The following is a 23850-nucleotide window of genomic DNA, read 5'->3' as shown; positions in this document are numbered from 1 at the left end:
AACCCCGTCGAGCGCGAGACCTGGCGCGTGGCGCGGGACGTCGCACGCGGCCACGTTTCCTCCGAGGCTGCCGAACGTGATTACGGCGTCGTCATCCGCGACGGCATGGTGGACGAGGCTGAAACCGAAAAGGTGAGAGCCGCTCGGACCGCCCCGACCGGACACTTTCACTATGGCCCCGAGCGCGAAGGTTACGAGGCGCAATGGACGCCGGAGGCCTACGACCTGCTGACCGACCTGCTGCAGGGCCTTCCCATCCATTGGCGCTTCTTCACCAAGACGGAGATCTTCCGCCGGATGAAGGGACGGGTTGGCGCCGAAGGCGTGGCCGCCGCGTTCGCGGATGTGCGCGCTCGCTTCACGAACATGCCAAGCCCCGAGGCGCGGAAAGAGGCTGCCGAATGACATCCGGATTGCCGCCTGCCGTTCTCGGGGGCCGAATTGTCCGCCTTGCCGAAAAGGGGAGGCCGCAGGTTCGGTTCCGGCTGGATGGCGCCGATTGCCAGGCACTGGCCGGCGACACGGTGCTCACCGCCGTCCTGGTCTGCGGACCTGCCGTGCGGCAGTCGGAATTCGGCCGAGAGAAACGGGCGGGCTTCTGTCTGATGGGAGCCTGCCAGGATTGCTGGATATGGCAGGAGGACGGCTGCCGGCTGCGGGCCTGTTCGACAATGGTCGCCGAGGGCATGCAATTGCGGACCGTGCCGCCGGAAACATGGCCATGACGGCACCGGGCGCTGAAAAGGTGGTGATCGTCGGCGCCGGCCCGGCCGGTATCCGCGCCGCAGAGCGTCTGGTGCAGGCCGGGGTCAAACCGATAGTCATTGACGAGGGCACCAAAGCGGGTGGCCAGATCTATCGGCGCCCGCCACGGGGCTTCGTGCGATCGCCGGAACAGCTCTACGGACCGGAAGCTCGCAAGGCCGTGGCACTCCATACGGTGTTCGACCGCATGATTGCCGCCGGGCAGATCGACTATCATCCGCAAAGTTCGGTCATGACGATCGCCGACCATTTTCTGCAGGCGCTGACGCCCGCCGGCCGCAAGGATTTCACCTACGACCGCCTGATCCTTGCCACCGGCGCCATGGATCGCCTGGCGCCGATCCCCGGCTGGCAGGCGCCGGGTGTCTACAGCCTCGGGGCGGCACAGATCGCCCTGAAGGCGCAGGGCGTCGCCCTCGGCAGCCGGATCATTCTTGCCGGTTCCGGGCCGCTGCTGACACTCGTCGCGACCCAGTTGCTGAAAGCCGGCGCCAAAATCGCCGCGATCCTCGACACCTCCTCGATCAGCGACCAGGCAGCAGGTCTTCCGGGCATGCTGGTAAGGCCGGTCCTTGTCCTGCGTGGACTGCGGATGCGAGCAAAGCTCGGTCGGCTTTATCATGCCGGTGTGACCTTGGACCGGATCGAAACCGACGAACGCGGCCCCGTCGGCCTGTGCTGGCGCGATGCTCGCGGTCGGGCGCATGTGACGGCATGCGACATGGTCGGCCTTGGCTGGCACCTGCGCGCCGAAACGCAGCTCGCGGGCCTGGCAGGCTGCATGTTCGACTACGACGAAAGCTGGTCGCAATGGCTGCCCCGGACCGACCGGATGGGCAGGGCGGCCGAGGGACTTTATCTGGCCGGGGATGATGTGAGAATTCTCGGCGCCGACGCGGCGGAGGTGGCCGGTCGGCTTGCCGCGACCGCCTGCCTTGCCGATATGGGTCTTCCTTCGGCGGACGCAACGTCGGATCTGCGCCGATTGCGCCGCTACGAACGTTTTGGCCGCGCCATTGCCCGCGCCTTTCCCTGGCCGGGCGAAATGGTCCGCGCCGTTCCGGACGAGACGGTCGTCTGCCGTTGCGAAGGGGTGACGGCAGGTCAGTTGCGCGAGAGCGTCGTTTACGGCGGTGGCGAAGCCAATCGGGTCAAATCGCTGGCGCGCGTCGGAATGGGCCGCTGCCAAGGGCGTTACTGTCAGCTCGCCGGCGCCGAGCTGATCGCTGAAAAGGCCGGTATCCAGGTCTGTGATGCGGGCCGGCTCCGCGAACAGGCCCCCGCCAGACCCCTGCCGATCGGTGAATGGGTTCGCGATGCCTGACCGGCTCGGCCGAGATGCCTAAGATTCCAAACCACCGGCCTTCAGGACGCTGGCACAGGCCTCCCGAAGATCGTCGCGCATGGCGAGATGGCTTCCCGTCAACGGGCGGTCCCGGCTGGTGAGCAAGGCGATCGGCACGGAAATCTTCTGCTGCAGCGGCCGAAGGACAAGCCCCGGAAACTGCTGCCATGGCAGGAGCCGATCGACGATTGCGACACCAAAGCCGTCGCGAACGAAGGGCAGGGCGGTAATCGAGATATCGATCTCGATCGCCGGGTTGAATATTTGCTTTTCCGCGGCCGCGGCGCTGATCAGAAGCCGGCCCGGCAGCGTGCCGGCCCGGTAGGAGATCAAAGTCTCGTTCTGTAGGTCGGCAAAACCGATCCGATCCAGTTCGGCCAGCCGATGGTGTTCAGGGACGATGCAGACAAGTTGCGTGTGCCCGAGTGTCTCCACGTCGATACCCGGACGGGCCGTGTTGTTCATCACGATTCCGAGCGGCGCGTCGCCGTCGCGGATCATGTCGACGACGTTGACCAGCGGGGCGATCAGCGAGCGCACGACGATATCAGGATGGGCCGCACGGAACGACAGAAGCGCCTTGGGTACGATCGACATCGCCGGCGGTGCTGACGCGGCGATCCGGATCAGCCCGGTGCGGCCGAAACGCATGTCCGTGGTGCGTCGGCGAAGGGCACTGAGTTCGGAAAAAATCCGCTCGCATTCCGGATAAAGCTCTTCGGCCTCCCGGGTTGGAACCAGCTTTCCGCGGAGCCGGTTGAAAAGCTTGAAGCCCAGCTGGTCCTCGGCATGCAGCAGGATCTGGCTGAGCGCCGGCTGCGATATGTTGAGCATCGCCGCAGCACCGGTCACCGTCCCGGTCCGCATGAGCATGCAGAATACCTCGAGCTGGCGTGCCTGCATCCGGGTCACCGTGTCCTTTGGTTCGCGGGTTTCACTCTAGTCCATAGGCCCCAAGATCAGAAATCCGCCACCTTGCCCCAGGCGGACGTCTCGAAACGCTTCGGACGATACGGAAGCGGATCGACGATTGGAGTGGCGGCGGTGACGATGTCGGCGATCAGGTGGCCGGCGCCGGGTCCGATACCAAAACCGTGGCCGCTGAACCCCGCAGCCAGGATGAAACCCGGAACGCTCGCGACTTCGCCGATCGCCGGAACCCCGTCCGGCGTCGAATCGATATAACCGGCCCAGCTCGCAGTGATGCGGCGCCCGCCGATCGCCGGCAGCAATTCGACGGCGCGCTCATATGTCAGCTTGATCGTGCTCGCGTCGACGGCCGGATCGAGGATGCGCATATGCTCCATCGGCGTCGGTCGGTCGAGCTGCCAGCGGGCCATGCCTTCGTGGCCGCTGCGCAGACCTTCGAGGCCGCCGGGCGACAGGCTGCGCCAGCGGCGCATGAACATCGGCAGGAACTGTGCCGCGAAACGCATGGTCTGGGCCGTCAGGTCGATCCGTCCACGCCCGCTGATGGCGAGCGTGTGGCCGCCGTCACCGCGGCGGGTTACCGAGACGCGGGCGGTATGGAGCGCGTCCGGCAGGTTTCCCTCACCGGGACCGACGGAGAGAATGGAGGAGCGGATCGAGGCTTGCGGGAAACGAATGCCGAGCTGGCGGCAGAAGGACGACGCCCAGGCGCCGCCAGCCAGGATGGCGACCTTGGTTCGGATCGTGCCGTGTTCGGTTACGACAGCCGAAAGCTTGCCGCCTTCCGTCTCGATGCCGCGCGCTGCGCAATTCTGGAGCACTGTCCCGCCCAGCTTCACGATCGCGCGGGCAACCGCCGGGGCGGCATTGGCGGGATCCGCCGTCCCGTCCGTCGGGGAGAACACGCCGCCCTTCCAGGTGCGGCCTGTCGCCTTGCCGCGCTCGGTCGCCTCGGCACTGTCGAGCATGTGGGTGGTGACGCCCACCGTGCCGGCGAAATCCCGCCAGCGCGCCCAGCCTGCCAGCTCTTCCTCGTTATCGCTGAGATAGAGGAGGCCGCAGCGCCGGAAGCCGGTATCCTCGCCGGTCTCGGCGGCGAAGCGTTCCCACAGGTCGAGGCTTTTGGTCGCCATCGGAAGTTCGCGCGCATCGCGGTTCTGCTGCCGGCACCAGCCCCAATTGCGGCTCGATTGCTCGGCGCCGATCCGCCCCTTTTCGATGAGCGCCACCTTCAGGCCGCGTCTGGCGAGATAATAAGCCGTGAAGACGCCGACGATACCGGCACCGATCACGACAGCGTCGGCGGAACGCGGCAATCCGGCATCGGTTTCGACGAGCGTGAGCGGTGCTGGCATGATATTCAATCTCCTGGGCGCAACCGGATCGATGCCTCAGCATAATGGCGCGGTCCGCGCCGAGGTTACCGCACACAGCCTTCGAACAGCACAAGATTCCGCCCTTAACCGATAATGCGATTTATTGTGCTGGCCGTCCCTGCGCAGAATGAAATAGACAAGAGAAGCCATAGTGTTAAAGTCGATCTCGAACTTTCGCGGCATAAAATGCTGCTGGCCTTGGGAGATGTCCACACGTGAAGCTTGATCGTATCGACATCAAGATCCTCTATGAGCTGCAGAAGAACGGCCGCATCACCAATGTCGAGCTTGCCGAACTGGTCAATCTTTCACCCAGCCCTTGCCTGATGCGCGTCAAGAAGCTTCAGCTGGAAGGTTATATCCAGGGCTATTCGGCCCAGATCAATATCGGCAAGCTTGGCCAGACCCTGACGGTCTTCACCGAGGTCACGCTCAAAAACCATCGCCAGATCGACTTCGCGCGGTTTCTCGCAGCCGTGGAGAAAGTCGACCAGGTGATCGAATGCCACCTGGTGTCGGGGGGATACGACTATATGCTCAAGTTCGTCACCGCCGGTATCGGCGAATATCAGACGATCATGGAACGGCTGACCGATATGGATATCGGCATCGACAAATATTTCAGCTTCGTTGTCCTGAAGTCGCCGATCGTCAAAGCGCATATGCCGCTTACCAGCCTGTTTCTGGTATAGCCGTACATGCTCCCAGCCAATAATTATTGTCCGCGGAAATGAGACGGCAATTGCCGCCTCAGCCGTGCACATAGGTTTTAACGAGCTCGGGATCACGCTCCAGGCCATCGAGCCAGCCTGGATCGAGCTTCGGCACGGACGAGAACAGCAGTTTCGAATAGGGGTGCTGCGGGATCTTTGAGATTGCAGGCGTGATTGCCTCGACCTTGCGGCCGTTATACATCACGACGATCTCGTCGCAGATCGCTTCGACAACCGACAGATCGTGGCTGATGAAGATGTAAGAGAGGGAAAGCTCCCGCTGCATTTCCTTCAGGAGATCGATGACAGCCGCAGCAACGACGGTGTCGAGGGCGGAGGTGATCTCGTCGCAGACGATCAGTTTCGGCTCGGCGGCGAGCGCTCGGGCAAAATTGACGCGCTGTTTCTGGCCGCCTGAGAGCTCGGCGGGGGTTCGGCTGCGAAGCGTCTTCGGCAGGCGGACCATGTCGAGAAGCGCGTCGATCCGAGCGTCCCGGACCTTGCCTTTCATGCCGTGGTAGAATTTCAGCGGCCGTCCGAGAATTTCCTCGATCGTTTTGGCCGGATTGAGCGAGGTGTCCGCATGCTGGAAGACGATCTGCAATTCGCGCAATTGCTCCCGGCTTCTCTGCCGGGCGGAGCGGGCAAGTTCGCGCCCGTCGAGGGTCAGTTGACCGGCTGATGCGGGCAGGATACCGGCAATCGAGCGAGCAAGCGTGGACTTGCCGCAGCCGGATTCACCGATGATGCCGAGATTGCGGCCTCGTTCCAGGGAGAGGCTTGCCTCCTGCACGGCCTTGACGAGCGGCAGACCGTCGGCCTGGATCGGGCCGTAGCCGGCGATCAGGCCATTGACCTTCAGGAGTGGCGCGTGTTCCCGCGCTGCAACAACGACGCTTTCGCCGCGAGATTTCGGTTCAAAGGCCGAAAGCAGCTCGCGCGTATAGGGATGCTTGGCATCGGACAGGATATCGGCGGTGCTGCCGACTTCCTGCACATCGCCGCCCCGCAGCACGACGATGCGATCGGCGATCTGTGCGACGACCGCCAGATCGTGGGACACATAGACGCCGGCAATGCCGCTTTTCTTCATCACGGCCTTGAAGGCCCGCAACACCTCGATCTGGGTTGTCACGTCGAGCGCGGTGGTCGGCTCGTCGAATATGACGAGCTTCGGATCGGCGATAAGCGCCATCGCGGCGGCAAGACGCTGCAACTGGCCACCGGAAACCTGATGCGGATAACGGTTGCCGATTTCCTCGGGATTGGGCAGCGAAAGCGCCCGAAACAGGGAAATTGCCTTCTCTCTGGCCTGCGCTAGCGGCATCAGCCGATGGATGCGCGTCACTTCGACGACTTGGTCGATGATGCGCTTCGACGGGTTGAATGCGGCCGCGGCGGACTGCGGCACATAGGAGACCTCGAGGCCGCGCACATGTGCGCGCTGACGCTCGCTCAGCGTCATCATGTCCTTGCCGGCCACCGTGATGCTGCCGCTCGAGATCCGACAGCCGGGGCGGGCATAACCCATGATCGTCAGCGCGATCGTCGTCTTGCCCGATCCGCTTTCACCGATCAGGGCGACGATTTCGCCGGGCGCGACATCGAGGTCGACGCCTTTGATAATCTCGATGCGGCGGCCCGCATCGGTCGTTGCCTCTACCCTCAGATCGCGGATTTCAACGAGATTTTCCATTCACGCGCTCCGATCGCGAATCTTCTTGGGCAGATTGTCGATCAGCAGGTTGACGCTGATGGTGAGGCTCGCAATCGCCAGCGAGGGAACGATGACGGCGGGCGCCCCGAATGGCAGGCCACCGATATTCTCGTGAACCAGCGCTCCCCAATCCGCATAAGGCGGCTGGACGCCGAGGCCGAGGAAGGAAAGCCCGGAGAGAAGGAGGACGATGAACACGAAGCGGATGCCGAAATCGGCAAGCAGCGGCCCCGTGATGTTCGGCAGGATTTCCGAAAAGACGACATAAGGAATGCCCTCGCCACGGGTCCGGGCAACCGTGATGTAATCCATCGTATTGACGTTTACGGCAAGCGACCGCGCAAACCGGTAGGCGCCGGGCGTGTAGATCACCGCGAGCATGATGATCAGCACGGGAAGCGACGACCCGACGGCGGCAGCGACGACCAGACCGGAAAGCTTGCTTGGAATTGAGTTGAGCGCGTCGAGCAACCGGCTCAGCAGCGTATCGAACCAGCCACCAATGACGGCAGCCGCCATGCCGAGCGCGGCACCACTGAAACACGCGAGACAGACGGCGGCAAGCGAGATGCCGACCGTGTAGCGGGCGCCCATGATGATGCGCGAGAACATGTCCCGGCCCAGATAGTCGGAGCCGAGAAGCAGTTTGCTGCTGATCGGGCCGAAATAGTCGTCGTCGATGATCTCGCCGACGGGATACGGAATGATATGGGGCGCGAGAAGGGCGATAACCGCCCAGAAGAGAATGATCGTAAAGCCGATCATCCCAACCCAGCTGAAACGATAACTTACTCTGCGGCCCAGTGTCGTGGACGTCGTCATGGTCAGCGCACCCTCGGATTGGCAAGGATTGCAACAATGTCGGCGAATGTGATGAGTGCGAGGTAGCCGACGCAGAAAATGATGGCGCAGGATTGAATGAGCGGGAGATCCCGGGTGGAGACGCCATCGACCATCAGCTTCGCGACGCCGGGATAGTTGAAGATCGTCTCGACGATGATGACGCCGCCGACCAGGTAGGAGAGCGAAAGCGCAATCGCATTGGCGATCGGGCCGACCGCGTTCGGCAGTGCGTGTAGCAGGACTGCACGCCAGCGTGACGCGCCCTTGAGGATCGCGGCCTCCACATAGGGGGTGTTGATCGTATCGATGACGGCGGCGCGGGTCATGCGGATCATCTGGGCCGAGACGACGAAGGTGAGCGTGAAGACCGGCATGGCGTAGATCTTCAGCACCTGCCAGAAGGATGTGACATCGCTGGTGAAAGACAATGCCGGCAGCCATTTGAGATAGACGGAGAACAAGAGCACGGCCGATGTCGCAATCATGAACTCGGGCACCGAGATGATGCCGATGGTCAGGACTGTGACGATGCGGTCGTAGACTGAGCCGCGAAACATCGCGGCGGTGATGCCAAGCGTCAGTGACAGGGGAACCGCAAAAAGAGTGACGATGCCGGCAAGGCGCATCGTGTTGACGAACCGCGCCCCAATCAGTTGTGCGACCGGTAAATTGTTGACATAGGAGGTCCCCAGATCTCCCTGCAGCAGGCCGATGAGCCATCGCCCGAAACGGAGGAAGGCCGGTTCGTCGAGATGCATTGCGGCCCTGAGGCCGGCAACGGCTTCCGGCGTCGCAGCCTGACCGAGCAGGATCGTGGCGGTATCGCCCGGAAGCATTGCCGTTGCGAAAAAGACCGCGAAGGACACGATCAGCAGCGTCAGGGCGGAACTGCCGAGACGGTTCGTGATGAGTCCAAGGACATAGGTGCGCAATAGGGTTTCCTTGCCTGAAAAGTTCGAGATAGCCGGCACCATCCGTGGACGAACCAGGGACAGTACTATCAGGCGCAACCGCGGCGGCAGAAGAAGCTTCCCCTGCCGCCAAGGGTCAAGCCTCAGGCGTCGAGCCAGACGTATTCGGCAAAAGCGTAACCCATCATGCCGCCGAGCGGGTTGGCTTCAAGCCCCTTCAATTTCCCCGAGATCGCATCCACGTTCGAAATGTAGACCGGGATGACCGTACCGGCTTCCTCGGAAATCATCACCTGCATCTGGCCGTAGATTTCCTTGCGCTTGGCCTCGTCGAGAAGACCGCGCGCTTCGACGAGCATATTATCGAATTTCTCCGACTTGTACTGACTTTCATTCCACGGCGCGTTGGAGGCGTAGAGAAGCGAAAACAGGATGTCCGGGGTTGGCCGTGGATTGATGTTGCCGAAGTGAACCGGTGCCTTCAGCCAATAGTTCGACCAGTAGCCGTCGGACGGAACGCGCTGAACATCGAACTTCATGCCGATCTCCGAGGCCGACTGCTGGACGATCGTCGCCATTTCCACCGCCGCGGTCGGCGCTTCCGACGTGATCATCGGGATGGACTGGCCGAGCAGGCCGGCCTTCTGGAAATGGAACTTCGCCTTGTCCGGATCGTAGGCTTTCGGTTTCAGTTCCGCATTATGATAGACGCTGGCCGGGGAGACCGGCTGGTCGTTTGCGATTTCGGCGAGGCCGCGCAAAACGGATTTCTGAATCTGCTGCCGGTTGATCAGATATTTCATGCCGGCCGCGAAATCGGCCTTGTCGCCGGGGGCGAGATCGAGACGGATGTTGAGGTCGGTATAATTGCCTGAGGTCGTCTGCGACAGCACGAAGCCGGGCTGGCTTTCCACCAGCTTCATCGAGCGCGGCTTGATCGACGCAGCCAGATGGATGTCTCCCGAAAGCAGAGCGTTGACGCGTGCGTTGTCGTCGCTGATGGCAAAGAACTCGAACGAATCGACATGGGCGCCGCCTGCCTTGAAGTAGTTGGGGTTCTTGGTGAAGATCGATTTCACCCCCGGCTGGAAGGTTTCCATCTTGAACGCGCCGGTACCGATGCCCTTCGAAAAGTCGGTCGTGCCGTCCTGCACGATCATGAAATGGTGCTGCGACAGGATGGTCGGCAAGTCGGCATTCGGGTTGGCCAGGGTAATCTCGACCGTCAGCGGATCGACGTCCTTGACGTCGGTGATCTGCTTGGCGATCGCGTTGACCTTGGAGCCGACGGCAGGATCGAGATGCCGCTTCAGCGAGAAGACGACGTCTTTCGACGACAGCGACTTGCCGTCGTGGAAGGTGACGCCGGAGCGAAGCTTGACGGTCCAGACCTTGGCGTCTCCACTCTTGATGCTTTCGGCGAGTTCCATCTGAACGCTGCCAGCCTTATCAAGGAAGGTCAGGCGATTGTAGATTGCGCAGCAGCGGACATAGTCGGTCGACAACGATGCCTTGGCTGGGTCAAGTGTATCGGCGGTCGACGACGACCAGCCTGCCGCCTTCAAATGCCCGCCTGACTTCGGGGCGGCCGCCACCGCGCTGGAAGCCCGGCCGAGGGTCAAGCCACCTGCGGAAAGTGCGACGCCACCCGCCAACAGCATCGTCAGCAGTTCGCGGCGGCTTGCGCCCCGGCGGATGGCGTTCTCGATCATTGCGTCGTCGGACGTGGTCCAGTTCGTGATCTTGTCGTTCATGTCATTCCCCTTTTCGCTGGTTGGCGGGCAACCCATCTTCCGTGGTTTGGCCCGATGCTTGAAAAATCGTGAATTCCGTCAGTTGCCGTGCGCGGTCCTCACGGCTTCGGCCAATCCGGCCATGGACGTGAAATGATAGTCGGGTTCCGTGAACTGCGACGGCTCGATCGTGCCGCCGTAGCCGGGCTGCGCATGGCGACGCTGGATCCAGCAATTCGTCATGCCGAGATCGCGGGAAACGCCGATGTCGTGATACTGGCTCTGGGCGACATGCAGGATGTCGCTCTTGTCGCCCCCATCCTTGGCAACGAAGTCGAACACCTTGTGGAAGAAGGCCGGATCGGGCTTTTCCGTACCGGTGTCGTCGGCAGTGAAGGCGGCATAGAACGGATTGCCGAGCGCGGCTGCGAAATAGTCGAAAGCCCAGCGGCGCGCATTGGTCATGGCGATCAGGCGATAACGCCTGCCAAGCTCAGCCATCGCCGCGGCACTGTCGGGGAAAGCCTTCCAGATCTTGGCGGAATCGCGCAGGCGAACGCCATAGGCCTCCTCTGCCGGCAGCCCGAGCTTCGGCGCAATCGCAAGATAGACGCGCACCAAGTCGTCGGGAAAAAGATCGGCGTCTCCGGAATACCGGGCGGCGCGATACAGGGAAAGCGCCTCTTCGCCGTCGATTGCGACATTGGCTTCGGCGGCGATGCCCTGCAGGCAGGACGTCAGACCGCCCTCGAAATCGATGAGCGTGCCGACCACGTCGAAGGTCATGTACTTGAATTCCGGAAGAGCTTTCGTCAATTCCATATCCCCAGTTGATGCTGCTGGCAGAACGCTGTCTGCGAAAGAATATGCTGTTCCCAACCTGGACCTTTTTCTATCAAAAATCCCGGATTTTCGGGGCTTCAAGGCCCTCGTTAGCGACAATAGTGACAGTTCGAGGGAATGGTTTTCGCCGAATCGGTAGGGCCGCCCGGCACAAAATTTCGAAAACGGGCTGCCGACGATATTTCAGCCGGCAGCGCCGAGGCCGGGTCAGCCCTTGACCGCGCGGCGGACGTCGGGATCTTCCAGCGTCTGATCCAGTGTCTTTGCGGTGCGTTCGATAATCGCGTCGATATCCGCCTCCGTGCAGCAGAGCGGCGGGGCATATCCAATGACGCCGTTGGCGAAGGCCCGGATCACCAGGCCGTTGTCCCAGGCGCGGTCGAATACCCGGCGGGCGGGCGCGGCTTCGGCCGGAAGCGGCGTTTTGGCTGCCTTATCCGTCACCAGCTCGATGGCCGCCAGCATGCCGCGACCTCGGACATCCCCGACCAGCGGGTGGGACTTGAGGCTTTCGAGACCTGCCATAAGCTGCGCACCGGCCTTGATGCCGTTTTCGAGCAGCCCGCCTTCGTAGAGCCTCAGCACCTCCAGACCCACGGCGGCGCTGACCGGGTGGGCCGAATAGGTGTAACCGTGCCCGACCGCCGAGGCACCGGCGCCATCGGCGATCACCTGGTAGACATGATCCGCCATCAGCACCGCGCCCATCGGAACATAACCCGAGGTCAGGCCTTTGGCCGTCGTCATGAAATCGGGGACGATGTCGTCCTCGCTGCAGGCGAACAGCGGCCCGGTGCGGCCGAAGCCGGTAATCACCTCGTCGGCGACGAACAGGATGCCGTATTCCTTGCAGAGGTTGCGGATCGCCTTCATCCAGCCCCTGGGCGGAACGATGACGCCGCCGGAACCCTGGATCGGCTCTGCATAGAAGGCCGCCACGCGATCGGCGCCGACCGCCTCGATCTTGGCCTTCAGCGCAGCAAGCGAGGTTTCGATGATCGATTTCGGATCCTCGCCGACCGGGTTACGATAGGGGTAAGGCGACGGAATCTTGTGCTGCCAGTCGAAGGGAATGCCGAAGCCCGCATGGAAGTTCGGCAATGCCGTCAGGCCGGCGCCGACCGTGGAGGAACCGTGGTAACCCTGCTCGATCGAAATGAACTGATCGCGCTGTGGCTGACCCTTGGCAATCCAGTAATAGCGGATGAAGCGGATCGTGCTGTCGACGGCGTCCGAGCCGCCGAGCGTGAAGTAGACATGATCGAGATCGCCCGGCGCGCGGTCGGCAAGCTCGGCGGCAAGCCGGATGGCCGGCTCGGAACCGAGGCCGAAATAGGCGGTCGCGTAGGGAAGCTCCCGCATCTGACGGGCCGCAGCCTCGACGATCGACTCATGCCCGTAACCGGCATTGACGCACCAGAGGCCGGCAAAGCCGTCTATCAGCTGGTGCCCTTGCGCATCGGTGACGGTCGCGCCCTTGCCCGAGGCGAGCACCCGCACGCCCTGCTTTTCATGGCCGCGATAGGACGCGACAGGATGGACGAGATGGGCGCGATCGAGTTCGATGAGGGAATTGCTGAGCATGGTCGTCTCCGGATCAGCCGAGGGCTTGGTTGGCCAGGGCAAAGGTGGTGAATGTCGAGGTGGCGGGACGGGCCACGACCGGGCGTGCCATTGCGATGCCGCCGCCCGCATGGGCGAGCGAATGTTCCGCCAGCCAGGCGGCGAGGCCGGCATCGCCGGTGTCGACCCTGAGGAAAGCACCGGACCTCCTGCTCATGAAATGGCTGACGAGTGCCTTGGCGTCCTCGAGATCCGTTGCGACGACGGGTCCGACGACTTCGCCGCGACCGAACGTCCTGATGCAGGCAAACCCCGCGATCTTGCCATTGCGGCGGATCACGGCGAACTCGCCGATTTCGGCAAGTTTTGCGATCAGCGCCGAACGGCCGACGCCGAAGGCGTTGCGATCGATGGCGGTAATCTCGGAGAGATCGGCAGCCATGGCGGCCTCGGTATCGGGAGGCGCCGGCACTTCGCCGAGGGTGCCCTGATGCTGGAAAACCGCGCCGGTCTTCCGGAAACCCAGCTTTTCATAAAGCGGCAGGCCGTCGGAGGTGGCGATCAGCCGAAGCGGCCGCTCGCCACCAAGTCTGAGGACGGCGTCCATCAGACGGCGTCCGACGCCACGGCCACGCAGGTTAGCGCCGACGATTACCATGTTGATGGTGGCGCAGTCATCGCCGTAGGGGGTCATCAATGCCGTGCCGACTACCTGGTCGGTCTCGTCCAACGCGACCACGCCCTGGCTCAGGTGCAGGGCGACCTGCCAGTCCTGCAGGCGGTGCGGCCAGCCGGCTTCGCGCGAAAGGTGGATGGCGCGATCCAGGTGCTCGATGCCGAAAGGTATGGTTTCGAAGTCCCCGACTGGCATGGACGATACTCTCCGTTTTGCGCTTCGAGTTTCGAGGGGAAGGGGCCGGACGATTATCCGAAGGCGGGGCCGGCGGCGGTATCTTTCGCCAAACCGGCGGCATGGGACCGCATCTTATGCCGCGCGTCCGCAATCAGGGTCGAAAAAAGCCTGGTCGTGGGCCGCCACGCCGGCCACGATCTGCAACCAAATGCCAAACCGGCGCCACGATACGAAACTTTCTGCTTCGGATAGGGGGAAATCAGTCGGCTCGGCTGCCCGAAGCGGCTTTATGATCATGTCGTCAACCGAAAGGCTCGATGGGCCATCACGCAAGGACCAAGCGCATGACTACCTTCCGCCCGAAATACATCACCTTCGACTGCTACGGCACGCTGACTAACTTCCAGATGGCCGAAGCTGCACGTGACCTCTATGGTGATCGTCTCGACGAGCCGCGCATGGTGAAGTTCATCAAGAATTTCGCAGCCTACCGGTTGGACGAGATCCTGGGCGACTGGAAACCTTATGCGGACGTCGTCCACAACTCGCTGGAACGCAGCTGCAAGGCGAATGGCGTCGCTTTCAAGGATGAAGACGCCAGGATGGTCTATGAGCGCGTGCCGACATGGGGTCCCCATGCGGATGTTCCTGCCGGTCTTGCCAAGGTCGCCAGGGAAATACCGCTCGTCATCCTCTCGAACGCGATGAACGACCAGATCCACTCAAACGTCGCAAAGCTCGGCGCGCCGTTCCACGCCGTCTATACGGCGGAACAGGCAAACGCCTACAAGCCGCGCTTTCAAGCCTTCGAATACATGTTCGATATGCTCGGCTGCGGCCCGGAAGACATTCTTCACTGCTCCTCGTCCTTCCGTTACGACCTGATGTCGGCACATGACCTCGGCATCAAGAACAAGGTCTGGGTCAACCGTGGTCACGAGCCGGCCAACCCCTTCTATGGCTATGTGGAAATCTCCGACATTTCCGGCCTGCCGGGCGTGGTCGGTCTCTAAGGAAGGCCGAAGCCAATGAAATATGTCTCCTACTGGCATGATACGGCACCCCGTTTTACGGGCGCCGTGGAAGGGCCGATCGAAGGTCACTACGACGTTGCCGTGGTCGGCGGCGGCTTTACCGGGCTCGGCGCGGCGCGGCAGCTCGCCATGGCCGGCGCGAAGGTTATCGTGCTGGAGGCGGAGACGGTCGGTTTCGGAGCGTCCGGCCGCAACGGCGGCCACCTGAACAACGGCCTTGCCCACAGCTATCTCTCGGCCAAGCAGGAGCTCGGCAAGGAGCGGGCGATTGCACTTTACAAGGCGCTCGACAGCTCGATCGACACCTTGGAAGCAATCATCGCCGAGGAGGGGATCGACTGCAACTTCCGCCGCGCCGGCAAACTGAAGCTTGCTTCCAAGCCGCAGCATTTCGAAGGGCTCGCCAGGAATTTCGAGGCGGTTCACGCGGAGGTCGATCCGGATACGGCGCTGCTGTCGCCCGAGGACCTCGCTCACGAGATCGGTTCACCTTTCCACGGCGCCATGCTGTCGAAGAAGAGCGCCATGATGCACATGGGACGCTACGTCGTCGGCCTCGCCGAAGCGGCAAAAAGGCGCGGAGCCATCATCGCCGAGAAGGCGACGGTCACCGATGTTTCGAAATCGGGCGGTCGCCATGTGCTGAAGACGGCCAAAGGCTCGGTCACGGCCGACAATGTCCTGATGGCAAGCGGCGCCTACACGACGCCGAATTTCGGTTATTTCCGCCGGCGGATCATGGCCGTCGGCAGTTTCATCATCGCGACGCGGCCGCTGACGGAGCAGGAAGTCGCCTCGACGATGCCAGGCAACCGCACCTGCGTCAACAGCATGAATATCGGCAACTACTGGCGCCTGTCGCCGGACAACCGGCTGATCTTCGGCGGCCGCGCGCGATTTTCGGCGACCTCCGACCAGCGTTCGGATGCCAGGAGCGGCGCAATCCTTCGCGATAGCCTGACCCGCATCTTTCCGCAGCTTTCCCATGTGGAGATCGACTATTGCTGGGGCGGTCTGGTGGACATCACCAAGGATCGTTACCCGCGGGCGGGCTTCCATGACGGGCTATGGTACGCCATGGGTTATTCCGGCCATGGTGCGCAGCTTGCAACCCATCTCGGCATGACGGTCGCAGACGCCATCCTCGGCCGGCCTGACAGAAACCCCGTCAAGGGGCTAGACTGGCCGGCAGTCCCGGGTCATTTCGGCAAACCGTGGTTCCTGCCGCTGGTCGGGCTTTATTACAAGATGCTCGACAAGGTCCAGTGACGGAACCCTTGCCATCGTCGAGAACAAAAAAGGTGGGGTTGCGATCGCAACCCCACCTTTTTTTGGATAAGCGTTCCGGGTGCGGAAACGGGCTCAGTTGAGCCCGCCGATATGGAAAGTCTTCACTTCCAGATATTCCTCGATCCCGAACTGCGAACCCTCGCGCCCCAGGCCCGACTGCTTGACGCCGCCGAACGGAGCGACCTCGGTCGAGATCAGGCCTGTATTCAGCCCGACCATCCCGAATTCCAGTGCCTCGCCGACACGCCAAGCCCGCTTGAGGCTTTCCGTATAGAAATAGGCGGCGAGCCCGAAGGGCGTGCCGTTGGCAATGGCGAGCGCTTCTTCCTCGGTCTCGAAACGGAAGAGCGGCGCGACCGGGCCAAACGTCTCTTCGCTGGCAAGCTGCATGTCGGTGGTGGCTCCGGTCAGCACGATCGGGGCCGTGTATTGGCCACCGGCCGGCAGATCGGCCTTGGCCGTGACGATCGTCGCGCCTTTGGCGAGCGCATCCTCGACATGGCGGTTGATCTTGGCGATTGCGGCATCGTTGATCATCGGGCCGATCGAAACACCCGGCTCGGTTCCGGGGCCGACCTTCATGGCATTCACCCGGGCGGTGAGCTTCTCGGCGAAGCGATCGTAAATGCCTGCCTGCACGAGAATGCGGTTGGCGCAGACGCAGGTCTGGCCGCCATTGCGGAATTTCGAAACGATCGCCCCTTCGATGGCAAGGTCGATATCCGCATCGTCGAAGACGATGAAGGGGGCGTTGCCGCCGAGTTCCAGCGACAGCCGCTTGATACTGTCGGCCGCGCCGCGCATCAGCAGCGAACCGACAGGCGTCGAGCCGGTAAACGAGATCTTCCGCACCGTCGTGTTGGCCATGATCTCGTTGCCGATTTCCTTCGGCATGCCGGTGACGATGTTGACGACGCCTGCCGGAATGCCGGCCATTTCCGCGAGAACGCCGAGCGCAAGTGCCGAATAAGGGGTGAATTCCGAAGGTTTCACCACGACGGTACAACCGGCGGCGAGCGCCGGCGCGATCTTGCGGGTGATCATAGCGTTCGGAAAATTCCAGGGCGTGATGATGCCGCAGACGCCGACCGGCTCCTTCAGGACGATGATGCGGCGATCGGGCGTCGGCGAGGGAATGGTCTGGCCGCCGATGCGGCGCGCCTCTTCCGCAAACCACTTGACGAAGGAGGCGCCGTAACGGATTTCACCGCGCGCCTCGTCGAGCGGTTTGCCCTGTTCGGTGGTCAGCATCAGCGCCAGATCTCCGAGATGTTCGATCATCAGGCCGTACCAGGTTTCAAGCAAGGCGGCGCGCTCTGCATGGGTACGCTTCTTCCAGGCCGGATAGGCCTTCTCGGCAGCCTCGATCGCCGCGCGTGTCTCGTCGCCTCCCATGTCGGGAACGGTGCCGATCACCTCTTGGCTCGCCGGATCGAAGACGTCGACGGTCTTGCAGGAGCGGGCGCCAACCCAGGTGCCGCCGATCAGACCTTCTTGCCGAAACAGGGAGGGGAGCTTCAAATTCCGCATATGTCCGTCCTCAAATACGATGTTAGAGCGCGGTGAGCAGCGCCGCAGTGATGATGTCCGTCCGGTCCTTGCCAGGAACCGTGCCGATGCCGTTTTCCGTGACCGCTTCGATCGCCGTCATGACGGCGGTCGCCGCATCCTTTTCGCCCAGATGATCGAGCATCATTGCGCCGGACCAGACCGTGGCGATCGGGTTGGCGATCCCGAGATGGGCGATATCGGGCGCCGAGCCATGCACCGGTTCGAACATCGAAGGCGCATTGCGCTCTGGGTTGATATTGGCCGAGGCGGCAAAACCGAGGCCGCCCTGAATGGCAGCACCGAGATCCGTCAGGATATCGCCGAACAGGTTGGAAGCAACCACGACGTCGAGCGTTTCCGGGGCCATCACCATGCGCGCCGCCATGGCGTCGATGTGATAGCTGGTGACCTCGACGTCAGGATATTCCGCTGAAAGCTGCCGGGTGACGTCGTCCCAGAACACCATCGAATATTTCTGGGCGTTCGACTTGGTCACCGAGGCCAGCTTGCCGCGCCGCGACCGGGCCTGTTCGAAGGCAAAGCGCAGGATGCGCTCAACGCCCTTGCGGGTAAAGATCGACGTCTCGACGGCAACTTCATCCGCCGTGCCCTGATGGATACGGCCGCCTGCGCCGGAATATTCGCCCTCGGTGTTCTCGCGGATGCAGAGAATGTCGAAGGCGGTCGTTTTCAGCGGTCCTTCGACGCCGGCCAGCAGGCGGTGAGGGCGGATGTTGGCGTATTGCACGAAACTCTTGCGGATCGGCAGCAGCAGGCCATGCAGCGACACCGAATCCGGCACTTCTGCCGGCCAGCCGACGGCACCAAGCAGGATCGCGTTAAAGCTGCGCAACGTTTCGATCCCGTCTGCCGGCATCATTGCGCCGGTTTGCTTGTAGAAGGCGCAGGACCAGGGAAATTCGGTGCCCTCAAGCGCAAAGCCGTGCGCTTTGGCCGCCTTCTGCAGCATCGACCATGCGGCCGCTGTCATGTCGCGGCCGATGCCGTCGCCGGGGATCAAGGCAATCCTGTATGATTTCATGTTTTTCGTCCTCAAAGACCGATCAAGACGCTCTTGCTCTTGCGGTTGGCGTGGAAAGCTTCCCGGCCGAGATCCTTGCCGATGCCGGACTGCTTGTAACCGCCGGTCGGCAGGATATGGTCGCGCGAGCGGCCGTAGCGGTTGACCCAGATGGTACCGGCCTGCAGCCGGCGGGTAAGGCGGATCGCCCGCGAAAGGTCACTGGTAAACAGGCCGGCGGCAAGCCCGTAGCTCGGATGATCGGCAAGCATCATGGCTTCTTCCTCATCCTCGAACGTCTGCAGCGTCAGAACAGGCCCGAAGATCTCCTCGATCACTGCCGGCGACGTCTGGTCGACGCCGGTGAGCAGGGTCGGGGAATAGAAATATCCGGGAGCGTCCATGGGGCGGCCACCCGTCAGGCATTCCGCCCCGGCTGCAACGGAGGCTGCGACAATGTCGCCAATGCGCTGGCGCTGCCTGTCGGAGATGATCGGCGAATACTGGCTCGCCGCATCCCAGGTGGGGCCGGGCACGACCTCTTTCATTTTCTTCAAGATTGCCTCGATCAGCGGCGCGGCGACGCTTTTTTCGACGATCAGGCGCGATCCGGCGACACATGCCTGGCCGGCATTGCCGATGATGCTGGTGGTCACCGCGGCTGCGGCCCGGTCGATATCGGCATCCGCGAAAACAAGCTGAGGGCTCTTGCCGCCGAGTTCCAGCGTCATCGGCTTGATGCCGGTGCGGGCGATGTTTTCCATGATCGCCGAGCCGGCGCGGGTGGACCCTGTAAAGCTTACCTTGGCGATATCGGGATGGCCGGTGATGGCGTTGCCGGTGGTCATGCCGTCGCCGAGCACGATGTTGATCAACCCGGCCGGTATGCCGGCACGCACGGCGAGCTCCGCCAGGCGGATTGTCGAGATCGACGTCATCTCGGACGGCTTCAGCACGACGGCATTGCCGGCGGCAAGCGCCGGACCGAGTTTCCATGCGGCCATGTTGATCGGGAAGTTCCAGGGCGTGATGGCGCCGACGACGCCATAGGGTTCCGTCATGATCATGCCGAGATTGCCGTCGTCGGTCGGCACCAGGTCGCTGCCTTCCTTGTCGGCGAATTCGGCGAAGAAGCGGATCTGCTCGGCCGATACGGCGATGTCACCCTCGACCAGGTGGCCGACCGGGCGGGTGGAAGAGACGGCTTCCAGCCTTGCAAGCGCCACGGCGTCCTGTTCGATGAGATCGGCCCAGCGATGCAGCACCTTCACACGCTCGCGCGGGCGAATGCCGCCCCAATTGCTTTGCTTCAGCGCCATCTTCGCCGTCTGTACCGCCTGGTCGACGAGATCCGCATCGGCGACGGGGCACTCGGCATAGGCCTTGCCGTCGGACGGCCGGTGCATTGCAATGACGCCTTCGGCCGCCACGAGGCGATCGCCGATGAAATGTCCCATCGGCAGGGCCAGGCTGTCGGGATCGAAACTCAGGCTCATCGGCTTATCTCCGGTCACTGGACGGCATATTACCGGATCGGTGGAACCGCTTGATCCGGTAGAGCGAAGGGCCGCAGCGGAAAAATCCGTTTTGGCGGTCAATCACGGCGTATTCTGCGGAGCGGCCCGGAAGCGGTTGCCGCGCCGCGGCCGCACCGATCAAGGGGTGACGGTGACGTAGACCTTGCGGACGGTCTCGATGGTTTTCCAGACGCCGATAAAACCCGGCTTCATGACGAAACTGTCGCCCGCCTTGTAGACAACGGGCTGGCCGCCTTCGGGGGTGAGTTCGACGATGCCGGACAGGATGTGGCAGAATTCGAAAGTCTGGCCCTTGATCGAATGTGTGACGCCGGGCGTCGCTTCCCAGACGCCGGTATGCACCAGTTCGCCATGGGCAGCGTCCTGCGCCCAGGTCTTGAACTGCGGATCGCCGGAGATCAGTCGGTCCGGTGCGGGAACGTTTTCGCGCGGTGCAAAGGACGGGTGAGGCTCGATGGTCTTGAGAAGCGACATGGGATTCCTTTCGAAGTTGAAGATTCAGTAGCCGCGCTGCCGATCGATCAAGCCAACCGGGTCGAGCCCGGCGCGAAGCCGCTTGATATTGTCGATGACGGCGCGCGCGGCGGTATGCGGCTGGGTAATGCTGGCAATATGCGGGGTCAGCAGGATGCGTGGGTGATGCCAGATGGGATGGCCGGGCGGCAGGGGTTCCGGGTCGGTGACGTCGATCACGGCGCCGGACAGGTGCCCGCTGTCGAGTGCCGCGAGAAGCGCGTCCTGGTCGAGCTGGGGACCACGTCCGACATGAACCAGTCCAGCGCCCGCCGGCAACCTGGCGAAAAGCTCCGCGTCGAGAAAACCGCGGGTCTCGTCGGTCAGCGGCAGGAGGCAGATCAGCACATCGGTCTCGGCAACCATGGTCTTCAGACCATCCTCGCCGGAGAAACACCTGACACCTTCAATCTCTCGCGCGGACCGACTCCAGCCGGACAAGGGAAAGCCGAAGGGTTTCAGCCGCTCAAGCACGGCCTGGCCGAGATTGCCAAGCCCCAGGACGCCGATACGGCGCTCTCCGGCCTGAGCCTGCGGCAGGACCTTCCAGACCTCCGCCTGCTGTTGCGCCAGATAGGCCGCTAGGTTGCGGTGGAGCGACAGGACGCCGAGGACCACATATTCCTGCATCATCCGCACGATGCCTTGTTCGACCATGCGCACGATCTTCACGTGGTCGGGCACGCTGGCGGTTCGGAACTGGTCGATACCGGCGCCGGTCGAAAACAGCACTTCGAGATTGCGGTAGCGCGCCAGATTTTCCGGCACTGTCCAGGTCATGAGATAGCGCACCCGTTCGGGGTCCACCGTCGCCGGATCCATGGAGAATGGCAGGTCCGGGATTTCCCGAGCAAAGGCATCCTGGAAAATCCGGCCGCGGGCCGCATCGGAATTGAAGAGGAATGTCATGGTCCGGATACGTTCCTGGTCATTGGAGTTCTGCGCGGCAATGCCGGCCAAGCGCTTCAATCATGGTCTGGCAGTCGTCGAGTTCGCTCGCCAGAATGAATTCATTGGGTTTATGGGCGCGGGCAATGTCGCCAGGTCCGCAAATGATCGCGTCTACGCCGGCGCGCTGGTAGAGACCTGCCTCCGTCCCGTAGCTGACCGCCGCCAGCGGCTCGATTCCCGTCAGATCTTGCAAAAGACCGGCGAGGGGCGAGGTTGGCGCCAGGAGCAGCGCCGGATAGGCGCTGAGAACCTGCCAATCGACGTCAAAGCCTTTGGTCGCCAGGGCTTCGGCAACCGCGCGCACCGGGGCGAGCAGCGCTTCGGGATCTACCGAAGAGATGGCGCGTGCTTCCAGTTCAAGGCTGCAGATTTCGGGAATGATGTTGACCGCCTGACCGCCGCTGATCGTGCCGATCGACAGCGAGGAATAGGGCGGCTCGAATTCGACCTCGAACGGTCCCCGGGAAAGACCGACGGCCGCGGCAACCGCAGCCTGCTGCACGTCCGTCATGGCATGGATCGCGTTGAGGCCGAGATCCGGCCGGGATGAGTGGCCCGAACGGCCCTTGAGCGTCACCCGGGCTGCCGCCTTTCCCTTGTGGGCCAGAATGGCGCGCATCCCACTCGGCTCCCCGATGATCGCGCCCAGCGGCGGGGCACACAGGTCCCGCAACCGTGCGAGAAGATGCGGCACGCCCCGGCAACCGGCTTCCTCGTCGTAGGAGAAGGCAAGGTGGATCGGGCGGGAAAGCGGACTTGCGAGAAGCACGGGCACGGCTGCCAGGGCGGCCGACAAGAACCCCTTCATATCGCTTGTTCCGCGCCCGTAGAGCCGGCCTTTCTCGTTCGTCAACGAAAAGGGATCGCTGCCCCAACCGGCCTCGGCGGCCGGAACCACGTCCATATGTCCGGACAGGATGTAGCCCGGCTGGTCGGCAGGACCGATCGTGGCAAAAAGATTGGCCCGGTCACCTTCCGGCCCCGGCAGGATATGCGTGGCGATCCCGAAGGATCTGAGATAGTCCGCAATCCATTCGACGATATTGCCGTTGGGCGTGCCGACGACCGAGGGAAAGCCGACCAGCTTCTCCAGGATGTCCAAAGCGCGCATCGACTGTTCCCGCCTCTCAAAGCCATGACCTCTTGGCCGCCACACCTTGCTTTTGCAGAGCATGCGAACCAATCCTGGCAGGCAAGGTTAGAGGCAGAAGAAACCGATGGCTGCCGAAAGTGGACGCGATACGGTCAAATCTTGTGTTCGGCTTCGCTTCAGCAGTGAAATGTTTCGCGGAATCTCGACTAACGTGACCTCCGGGATATCCGATCGGTGCGACCCGCAGGAGGATATTTCAACTCGGCTGGAAGAATGATGGATAGCGAATTACCAGAAACCTTGACTGTCGATAATTTCGAGATGTGCCTTGCCGACGTCTCGAATGTCGAAATCTCCAAGCTGCAGTCATTGTCAATTTCGGTGGGCTGGCCCCACCGGGCAGCCGACTGGCAGCATCTGCTCGACATCGGGAAAGGGTATGTCGCACTTGACGAGATCGGCCGCGTGGGAGCCTCGGGCATGTGGTTTCCCCATGGCGACGGTTTCGCCACGTTCGGGATGCTGATTACGTCGCCAAGGCTGCAGGCCAACGGCACGGCCAGGTGGCTGATGAAACGGATCATGGCAGACTGTGGCCGCAACCGTATTCGCCTTAACTCGACGCGGGAAGCTCGGCGCCTTTATGCTTCGCTGGGATTCGAGCCGAAGCAGACGGTTTATCAGTGCCAGGGCACGGCGATCGCGTCGATGTCACTTGCACCCCTGGAGGAAGGACTTGTTTTGAGACGGCTGGACCGCGGCGATCTGGAGGCGGTCATCGCCTTCGATACTCCGGCCTTCGGGACTGAGCGTCGCCTGCATCTCCAGCGATTGTTCGAGAGTTCGATCTGCTACGGTCTATACCAAGGCGCGCGGCTGCGTGCCTTTTCGATGCGTCGGCGCTTCGGACGAGGACATGTTGTCGGGCCGGTGGTCGCCGGCAACGACGAGGACGCCATCACCGTCACCTACCCGCATATCGCCGCCCATGCCGACGGGTTCCTGCGCCTCGATACGCATATCGACACTGGCCCGTTTGCAGCACTCGTCCAGCAGTGCGGGCTCGGTATCTACGCTACCCTCACGACGATGGTGACTGAAGGGACAGCCGGCTATGGTACCGGACAAAATGACAGCCCGAAAGTCTATGCCCTGGCCTCGCATTCGCTCGGGTGAGACTTCTTCTGATATCAGACATCACGCTGTGCGCTGCCAACACCATGTCGGATAGGCGGCCTACATCGCCGCAGCCGTTCCGCTGGGCCAG

At 62.5% G+C, this 23850-nt stretch carries 21 protein-coding genes and 1 pseudogene; 7 read left to right on the top strand and 15 right to left on the bottom strand.

Features of this window, described 5'->3' with window-relative positions:
- The 3 genes and pseudogenes from MOV63_RS09475 to MOV63_RS09465 form a co-directional block, all read left to right on the top strand.
- Nucleotides 1-405 (top strand): annotated as a pseudogene (locus MOV63_RS09475) (hydantoin utilization protein B); the annotation flags it as partial.
- Nucleotides 402-725 (top strand): (2Fe-2S)-binding protein, encoded by a 324-nt coding sequence (locus tag MOV63_RS09470; RefSeq protein ID WP_247033449.1) that lies wholly within the window; start codon nt 402-404, stop codon nt 723-725. The pseudogene MOV63_RS09475 and the gene MOV63_RS09470, both read left to right, overlap by 4 nt.
- Nucleotides 722-2089 carry an NAD(P)/FAD-dependent oxidoreductase gene (locus MOV63_RS09465; RefSeq protein WP_247033448.1) on the top strand — a complete coding sequence of 456 codons (1368 nt, stop codon included), beginning with the start codon at nt 722-724 and terminating at the stop codon, nt 2087-2089. The genes MOV63_RS09470 and MOV63_RS09465 overlap by 4 nt, the downstream gene beginning before the upstream one ends.
- Nucleotides 2090-2107: 18 nt before the next feature.
- On the opposite strand, the gene MOV63_RS09460 is transcribed toward MOV63_RS09465, so the two are convergent.
- Together MOV63_RS09460 and MOV63_RS09455 are read right to left on the bottom strand one after the other, a co-directional pair.
- Nucleotides 2108-3013: a LysR family transcriptional regulator gene (locus MOV63_RS09460; RefSeq protein WP_247033447.1), complete on the bottom strand. Its 906-nt coding sequence runs from the start codon at nt 3011-3013 to the stop codon at nt 2108-2110.
- A 56-nt stretch (nt 3014-3069) separates the two neighbouring features.
- On the bottom strand, nt 3070-4395 hold the full coding sequence (locus tag MOV63_RS09455; protein ID WP_247033446.1) for an FAD-binding oxidoreductase: 1326 nt from the start codon (nt 4393-4395) through the stop codon (nt 3070-3072).
- Between the two features lie 236 nt (nt 4396-4631).
- On the opposite strand from MOV63_RS09455, the gene MOV63_RS09450 reads away from it, so the two are divergent.
- Complete coding sequence (locus tag MOV63_RS09450) at nt 4632-5108, top strand: Lrp/AsnC family transcriptional regulator (protein ID WP_247033445.1); 477 nt, start codon at nt 4632-4634, stop codon at nt 5106-5108.
- A gap of 58 nt (nt 5109-5166) precedes the next feature.
- Here the strand turns inward: MOV63_RS09450 and MOV63_RS09445 are convergent, their stop codons facing one another.
- The 7 genes from MOV63_RS09445 to MOV63_RS09415 all read right to left on the bottom strand — a co-directional run bounded on the left by MOV63_RS09445 (nt 5167) and on the right by MOV63_RS09415 (nt 13610).
- Nucleotides 5167-6825, bottom strand: coding sequence for an ABC transporter ATP-binding protein (locus tag MOV63_RS09445; protein ID WP_247033443.1), 1659 nt, complete (start codon nt 6823-6825; stop codon nt 5167-5169).
- On the bottom strand, nt 6826-7674 hold the full coding sequence (locus tag MOV63_RS09440) for an ABC transporter permease (protein WP_247033451.1): 849 nt from the start codon (nt 7672-7674) through the stop codon (nt 6826-6828). It abuts the gene before it with no gap.
- Nucleotides 7671-8663: an ABC transporter permease gene (locus MOV63_RS09435; RefSeq protein WP_405029311.1), complete on the bottom strand. Its 993-nt coding sequence runs from the start codon at nt 8661-8663 to the stop codon at nt 7671-7673. Before MOV63_RS09435 ends, MOV63_RS09440 begins: the two co-directional genes overlap by 4 nt.
- 80 nt (nt 8664-8743) lie before the next feature.
- Nucleotides 8744-10354 (bottom strand): ABC transporter substrate-binding protein, encoded by a 1611-nt coding sequence (locus MOV63_RS09430; RefSeq protein WP_247033439.1) that lies wholly within the window; start codon nt 10352-10354, stop codon nt 8744-8746.
- 78 nt (nt 10355-10432) lie between these two features.
- Nucleotides 10433-11149: an HAD-IA family hydrolase gene (locus MOV63_RS09425; RefSeq protein ID WP_247033437.1), complete on the bottom strand. Its 717-nt coding sequence runs from the start codon at nt 11147-11149 to the stop codon at nt 10433-10435.
- A 234-nt stretch (nt 11150-11383) separates the two neighbouring features.
- Nucleotides 11384-12760: an aspartate aminotransferase family protein gene (locus tag MOV63_RS09420; RefSeq protein WP_247033435.1), complete on the bottom strand. Its 1377-nt coding sequence runs from the start codon at nt 12758-12760 to the stop codon at nt 11384-11386.
- A 13-nt stretch (nt 12761-12773) separates the two neighbouring features.
- On the bottom strand, nt 12774-13610 hold the full coding sequence (locus MOV63_RS09415) for a GNAT family N-acetyltransferase (RefSeq protein ID WP_247033433.1): 837 nt from the start codon (nt 13608-13610) through the stop codon (nt 12774-12776).
- Nucleotides 13611-13936: 326 nt separating this feature from the next.
- Here MOV63_RS09415 and MOV63_RS09410 point away from each other — a divergent pair, with 326 nt between their 5' ends.
- Together MOV63_RS09410 and MOV63_RS09405 are read left to right on the top strand one after the other, a co-directional pair.
- On the top strand, nt 13937-14605 hold the full coding sequence (locus MOV63_RS09410; RefSeq protein ID WP_046636055.1) for a haloacid dehalogenase type II: 669 nt from the start codon (nt 13937-13939) through the stop codon (nt 14603-14605).
- 15 nt (nt 14606-14620) lie between these two features.
- Entirely contained in the window at nt 14621-15895 is a 1275-nt protein-coding gene (locus MOV63_RS09405; RefSeq protein WP_247033431.1) for an FAD-binding oxidoreductase, read from the top strand.
- Between the two features lie 93 nt (nt 15896-15988).
- Here MOV63_RS09405 and MOV63_RS09400 read toward each other — a convergent pair whose 3' ends face one another.
- The 6 genes from MOV63_RS09400 to argE form a co-directional block, all read right to left on the bottom strand.
- Nucleotides 15989-17446: an NAD-dependent succinate-semialdehyde dehydrogenase gene (locus tag MOV63_RS09400; protein WP_247033428.1), complete on the bottom strand. Its 1458-nt coding sequence runs from the start codon at nt 17444-17446 to the stop codon at nt 15989-15991.
- A 22-nt stretch (nt 17447-17468) separates the two neighbouring features.
- Nucleotides 17469-18509, bottom strand: coding sequence for a tartrate dehydrogenase (locus MOV63_RS09395; protein ID WP_247033426.1), 1041 nt, complete (start codon nt 18507-18509; stop codon nt 17469-17471).
- An 11-nt stretch (nt 18510-18520) separates the two neighbouring features.
- Nucleotides 18521-19984 carry an aldehyde dehydrogenase gene (locus MOV63_RS09390; RefSeq protein ID WP_247033424.1) on the bottom strand — a complete coding sequence of 488 codons (1464 nt, stop codon included), beginning with the start codon at nt 19982-19984 and terminating at the stop codon, nt 18521-18523.
- A gap of 159 nt (nt 19985-20143) precedes the next feature.
- Complete coding sequence (locus tag MOV63_RS09385; protein WP_247033422.1) at nt 20144-20500, bottom strand: cupin domain-containing protein; 357 nt, start codon at nt 20498-20500, stop codon at nt 20144-20146.
- A 24-nt stretch (nt 20501-20524) separates the two neighbouring features.
- A complete protein-coding gene (locus MOV63_RS09380) occupies nt 20525-21448 on the bottom strand; it encodes a glyoxylate/hydroxypyruvate reductase A (RefSeq protein ID WP_247033421.1) in 924 nt (307 codons plus the stop codon).
- Between the two features lie 19 nt (nt 21449-21467).
- Nucleotides 21468-22601, bottom strand: coding sequence for an acetylornithine deacetylase (gene argE / locus MOV63_RS09375; RefSeq protein ID WP_247033420.1), 1134 nt, complete (start codon nt 22599-22601; stop codon nt 21468-21470).
- Between the two features lie 258 nt (nt 22602-22859).
- On the opposite strand from argE, the gene MOV63_RS09370 reads away from it, so the two are divergent.
- The gene (locus MOV63_RS09370; protein WP_405029313.1) at nt 22860-23759 is read left to right on the top strand and encodes a GNAT family N-acetyltransferase; all 900 of its coding nucleotides are present in this window, start codon (nt 22860-22862) and stop codon (nt 23757-23759) included.
- Nucleotides 23760-23850 lie beyond the last annotated feature (91 nt).

This window comes from Neorhizobium sp. SHOUNA12A, from assembly GCF_023006505.1.
Taxonomy (GTDB): domain Bacteria; phylum Pseudomonadota; class Alphaproteobacteria; order Rhizobiales; family Rhizobiaceae; genus Neorhizobium.
This window is presented reverse-complemented; position numbering and strand designations above follow the sequence as displayed.

Coding starts and splice junctions, on each gene's coding strand:
- MOV63_RS09470 (WP_247033449.1), top strand. CDS start 402: ATGACATCCGGATTGCCGCCTGCCGTTCTCGGGGGCCGAATTGTCCGC.
- MOV63_RS09465 (WP_247033448.1), top strand. CDS start 722: ATGACGGCACCGGGCGCTGAAAAGGTGGTGATCGTCGGCGCCGGCCCG.
- MOV63_RS09460 (WP_247033447.1), bottom strand. CDS start 3,013: ATGCAGGCACGCCAGCTCGAGGTATTCTGCATGCTCATGCGGACCGGG.
- MOV63_RS09455 (WP_247033446.1), bottom strand. CDS start 4,395: ATGCCAGCACCGCTCACGCTCGTCGAAACCGATGCCGGATTGCCGCGT.
- MOV63_RS09445 (WP_247033443.1), bottom strand. CDS start 6,825: ATGGAAAATCTCGTTGAAATCCGCGATCTGAGGGTAGAGGCAACGACC.
- MOV63_RS09435 (WP_405029311.1), bottom strand. CDS start 8,663: ATGGTGCCGGCTATCTCGAACTTTTCAGGCAAGGAAACCCTATTGCGC.
- MOV63_RS09430 (WP_247033439.1), bottom strand. CDS start 10,354: ATGAACGACAAGATCACGAACTGGACCACGTCCGACGACGCAATGATC.
- MOV63_RS09420 (WP_247033435.1), bottom strand. CDS start 12,760: ATGCTCAGCAATTCCCTCATCGAACTCGATCGCGCCCATCTCGTCCAT.
- MOV63_RS09415 (WP_247033433.1), bottom strand. CDS start 13,610: ATGCCAGTCGGGGACTTCGAAACCATACCTTTCGGCATCGAGCACCTG.
- MOV63_RS09410 (WP_046636055.1), top strand. CDS start 13,937: ATGACTACCTTCCGCCCGAAATACATCACCTTCGACTGCTACGGCACG.
- MOV63_RS09405 (WP_247033431.1), top strand. CDS start 14,621: ATGAAATATGTCTCCTACTGGCATGATACGGCACCCCGTTTTACGGGC.
- MOV63_RS09400 (WP_247033428.1), bottom strand. CDS start 17,446: ATGCGGAATTTGAAGCTCCCCTCCCTGTTTCGGCAAGAAGGTCTGATC.
- MOV63_RS09395 (WP_247033426.1), bottom strand. CDS start 18,509: ATGAAATCATACAGGATTGCCTTGATCCCCGGCGACGGCATCGGCCGC.
- MOV63_RS09390 (WP_247033424.1), bottom strand. CDS start 19,984: ATGAGCCTGAGTTTCGATCCCGACAGCCTGGCCCTGCCGATGGGACAT.
- MOV63_RS09385 (WP_247033422.1), bottom strand. CDS start 20,500: ATGTCGCTTCTCAAGACCATCGAGCCTCACCCGTCCTTTGCACCGCGC.
- MOV63_RS09380 (WP_247033421.1), bottom strand. CDS start 21,448: ATGACATTCCTCTTCAATTCCGATGCGGCCCGCGGCCGGATTTTCCAG.
- argE (WP_247033420.1), bottom strand. CDS start 22,601: ATGCGCGCTTTGGACATCCTGGAGAAGCTGGTCGGCTTTCCCTCGGTC.
- MOV63_RS09370 (WP_405029313.1), top strand. CDS start 22,860: ATGGATAGCGAATTACCAGAAACCTTGACTGTCGATAATTTCGAGATG.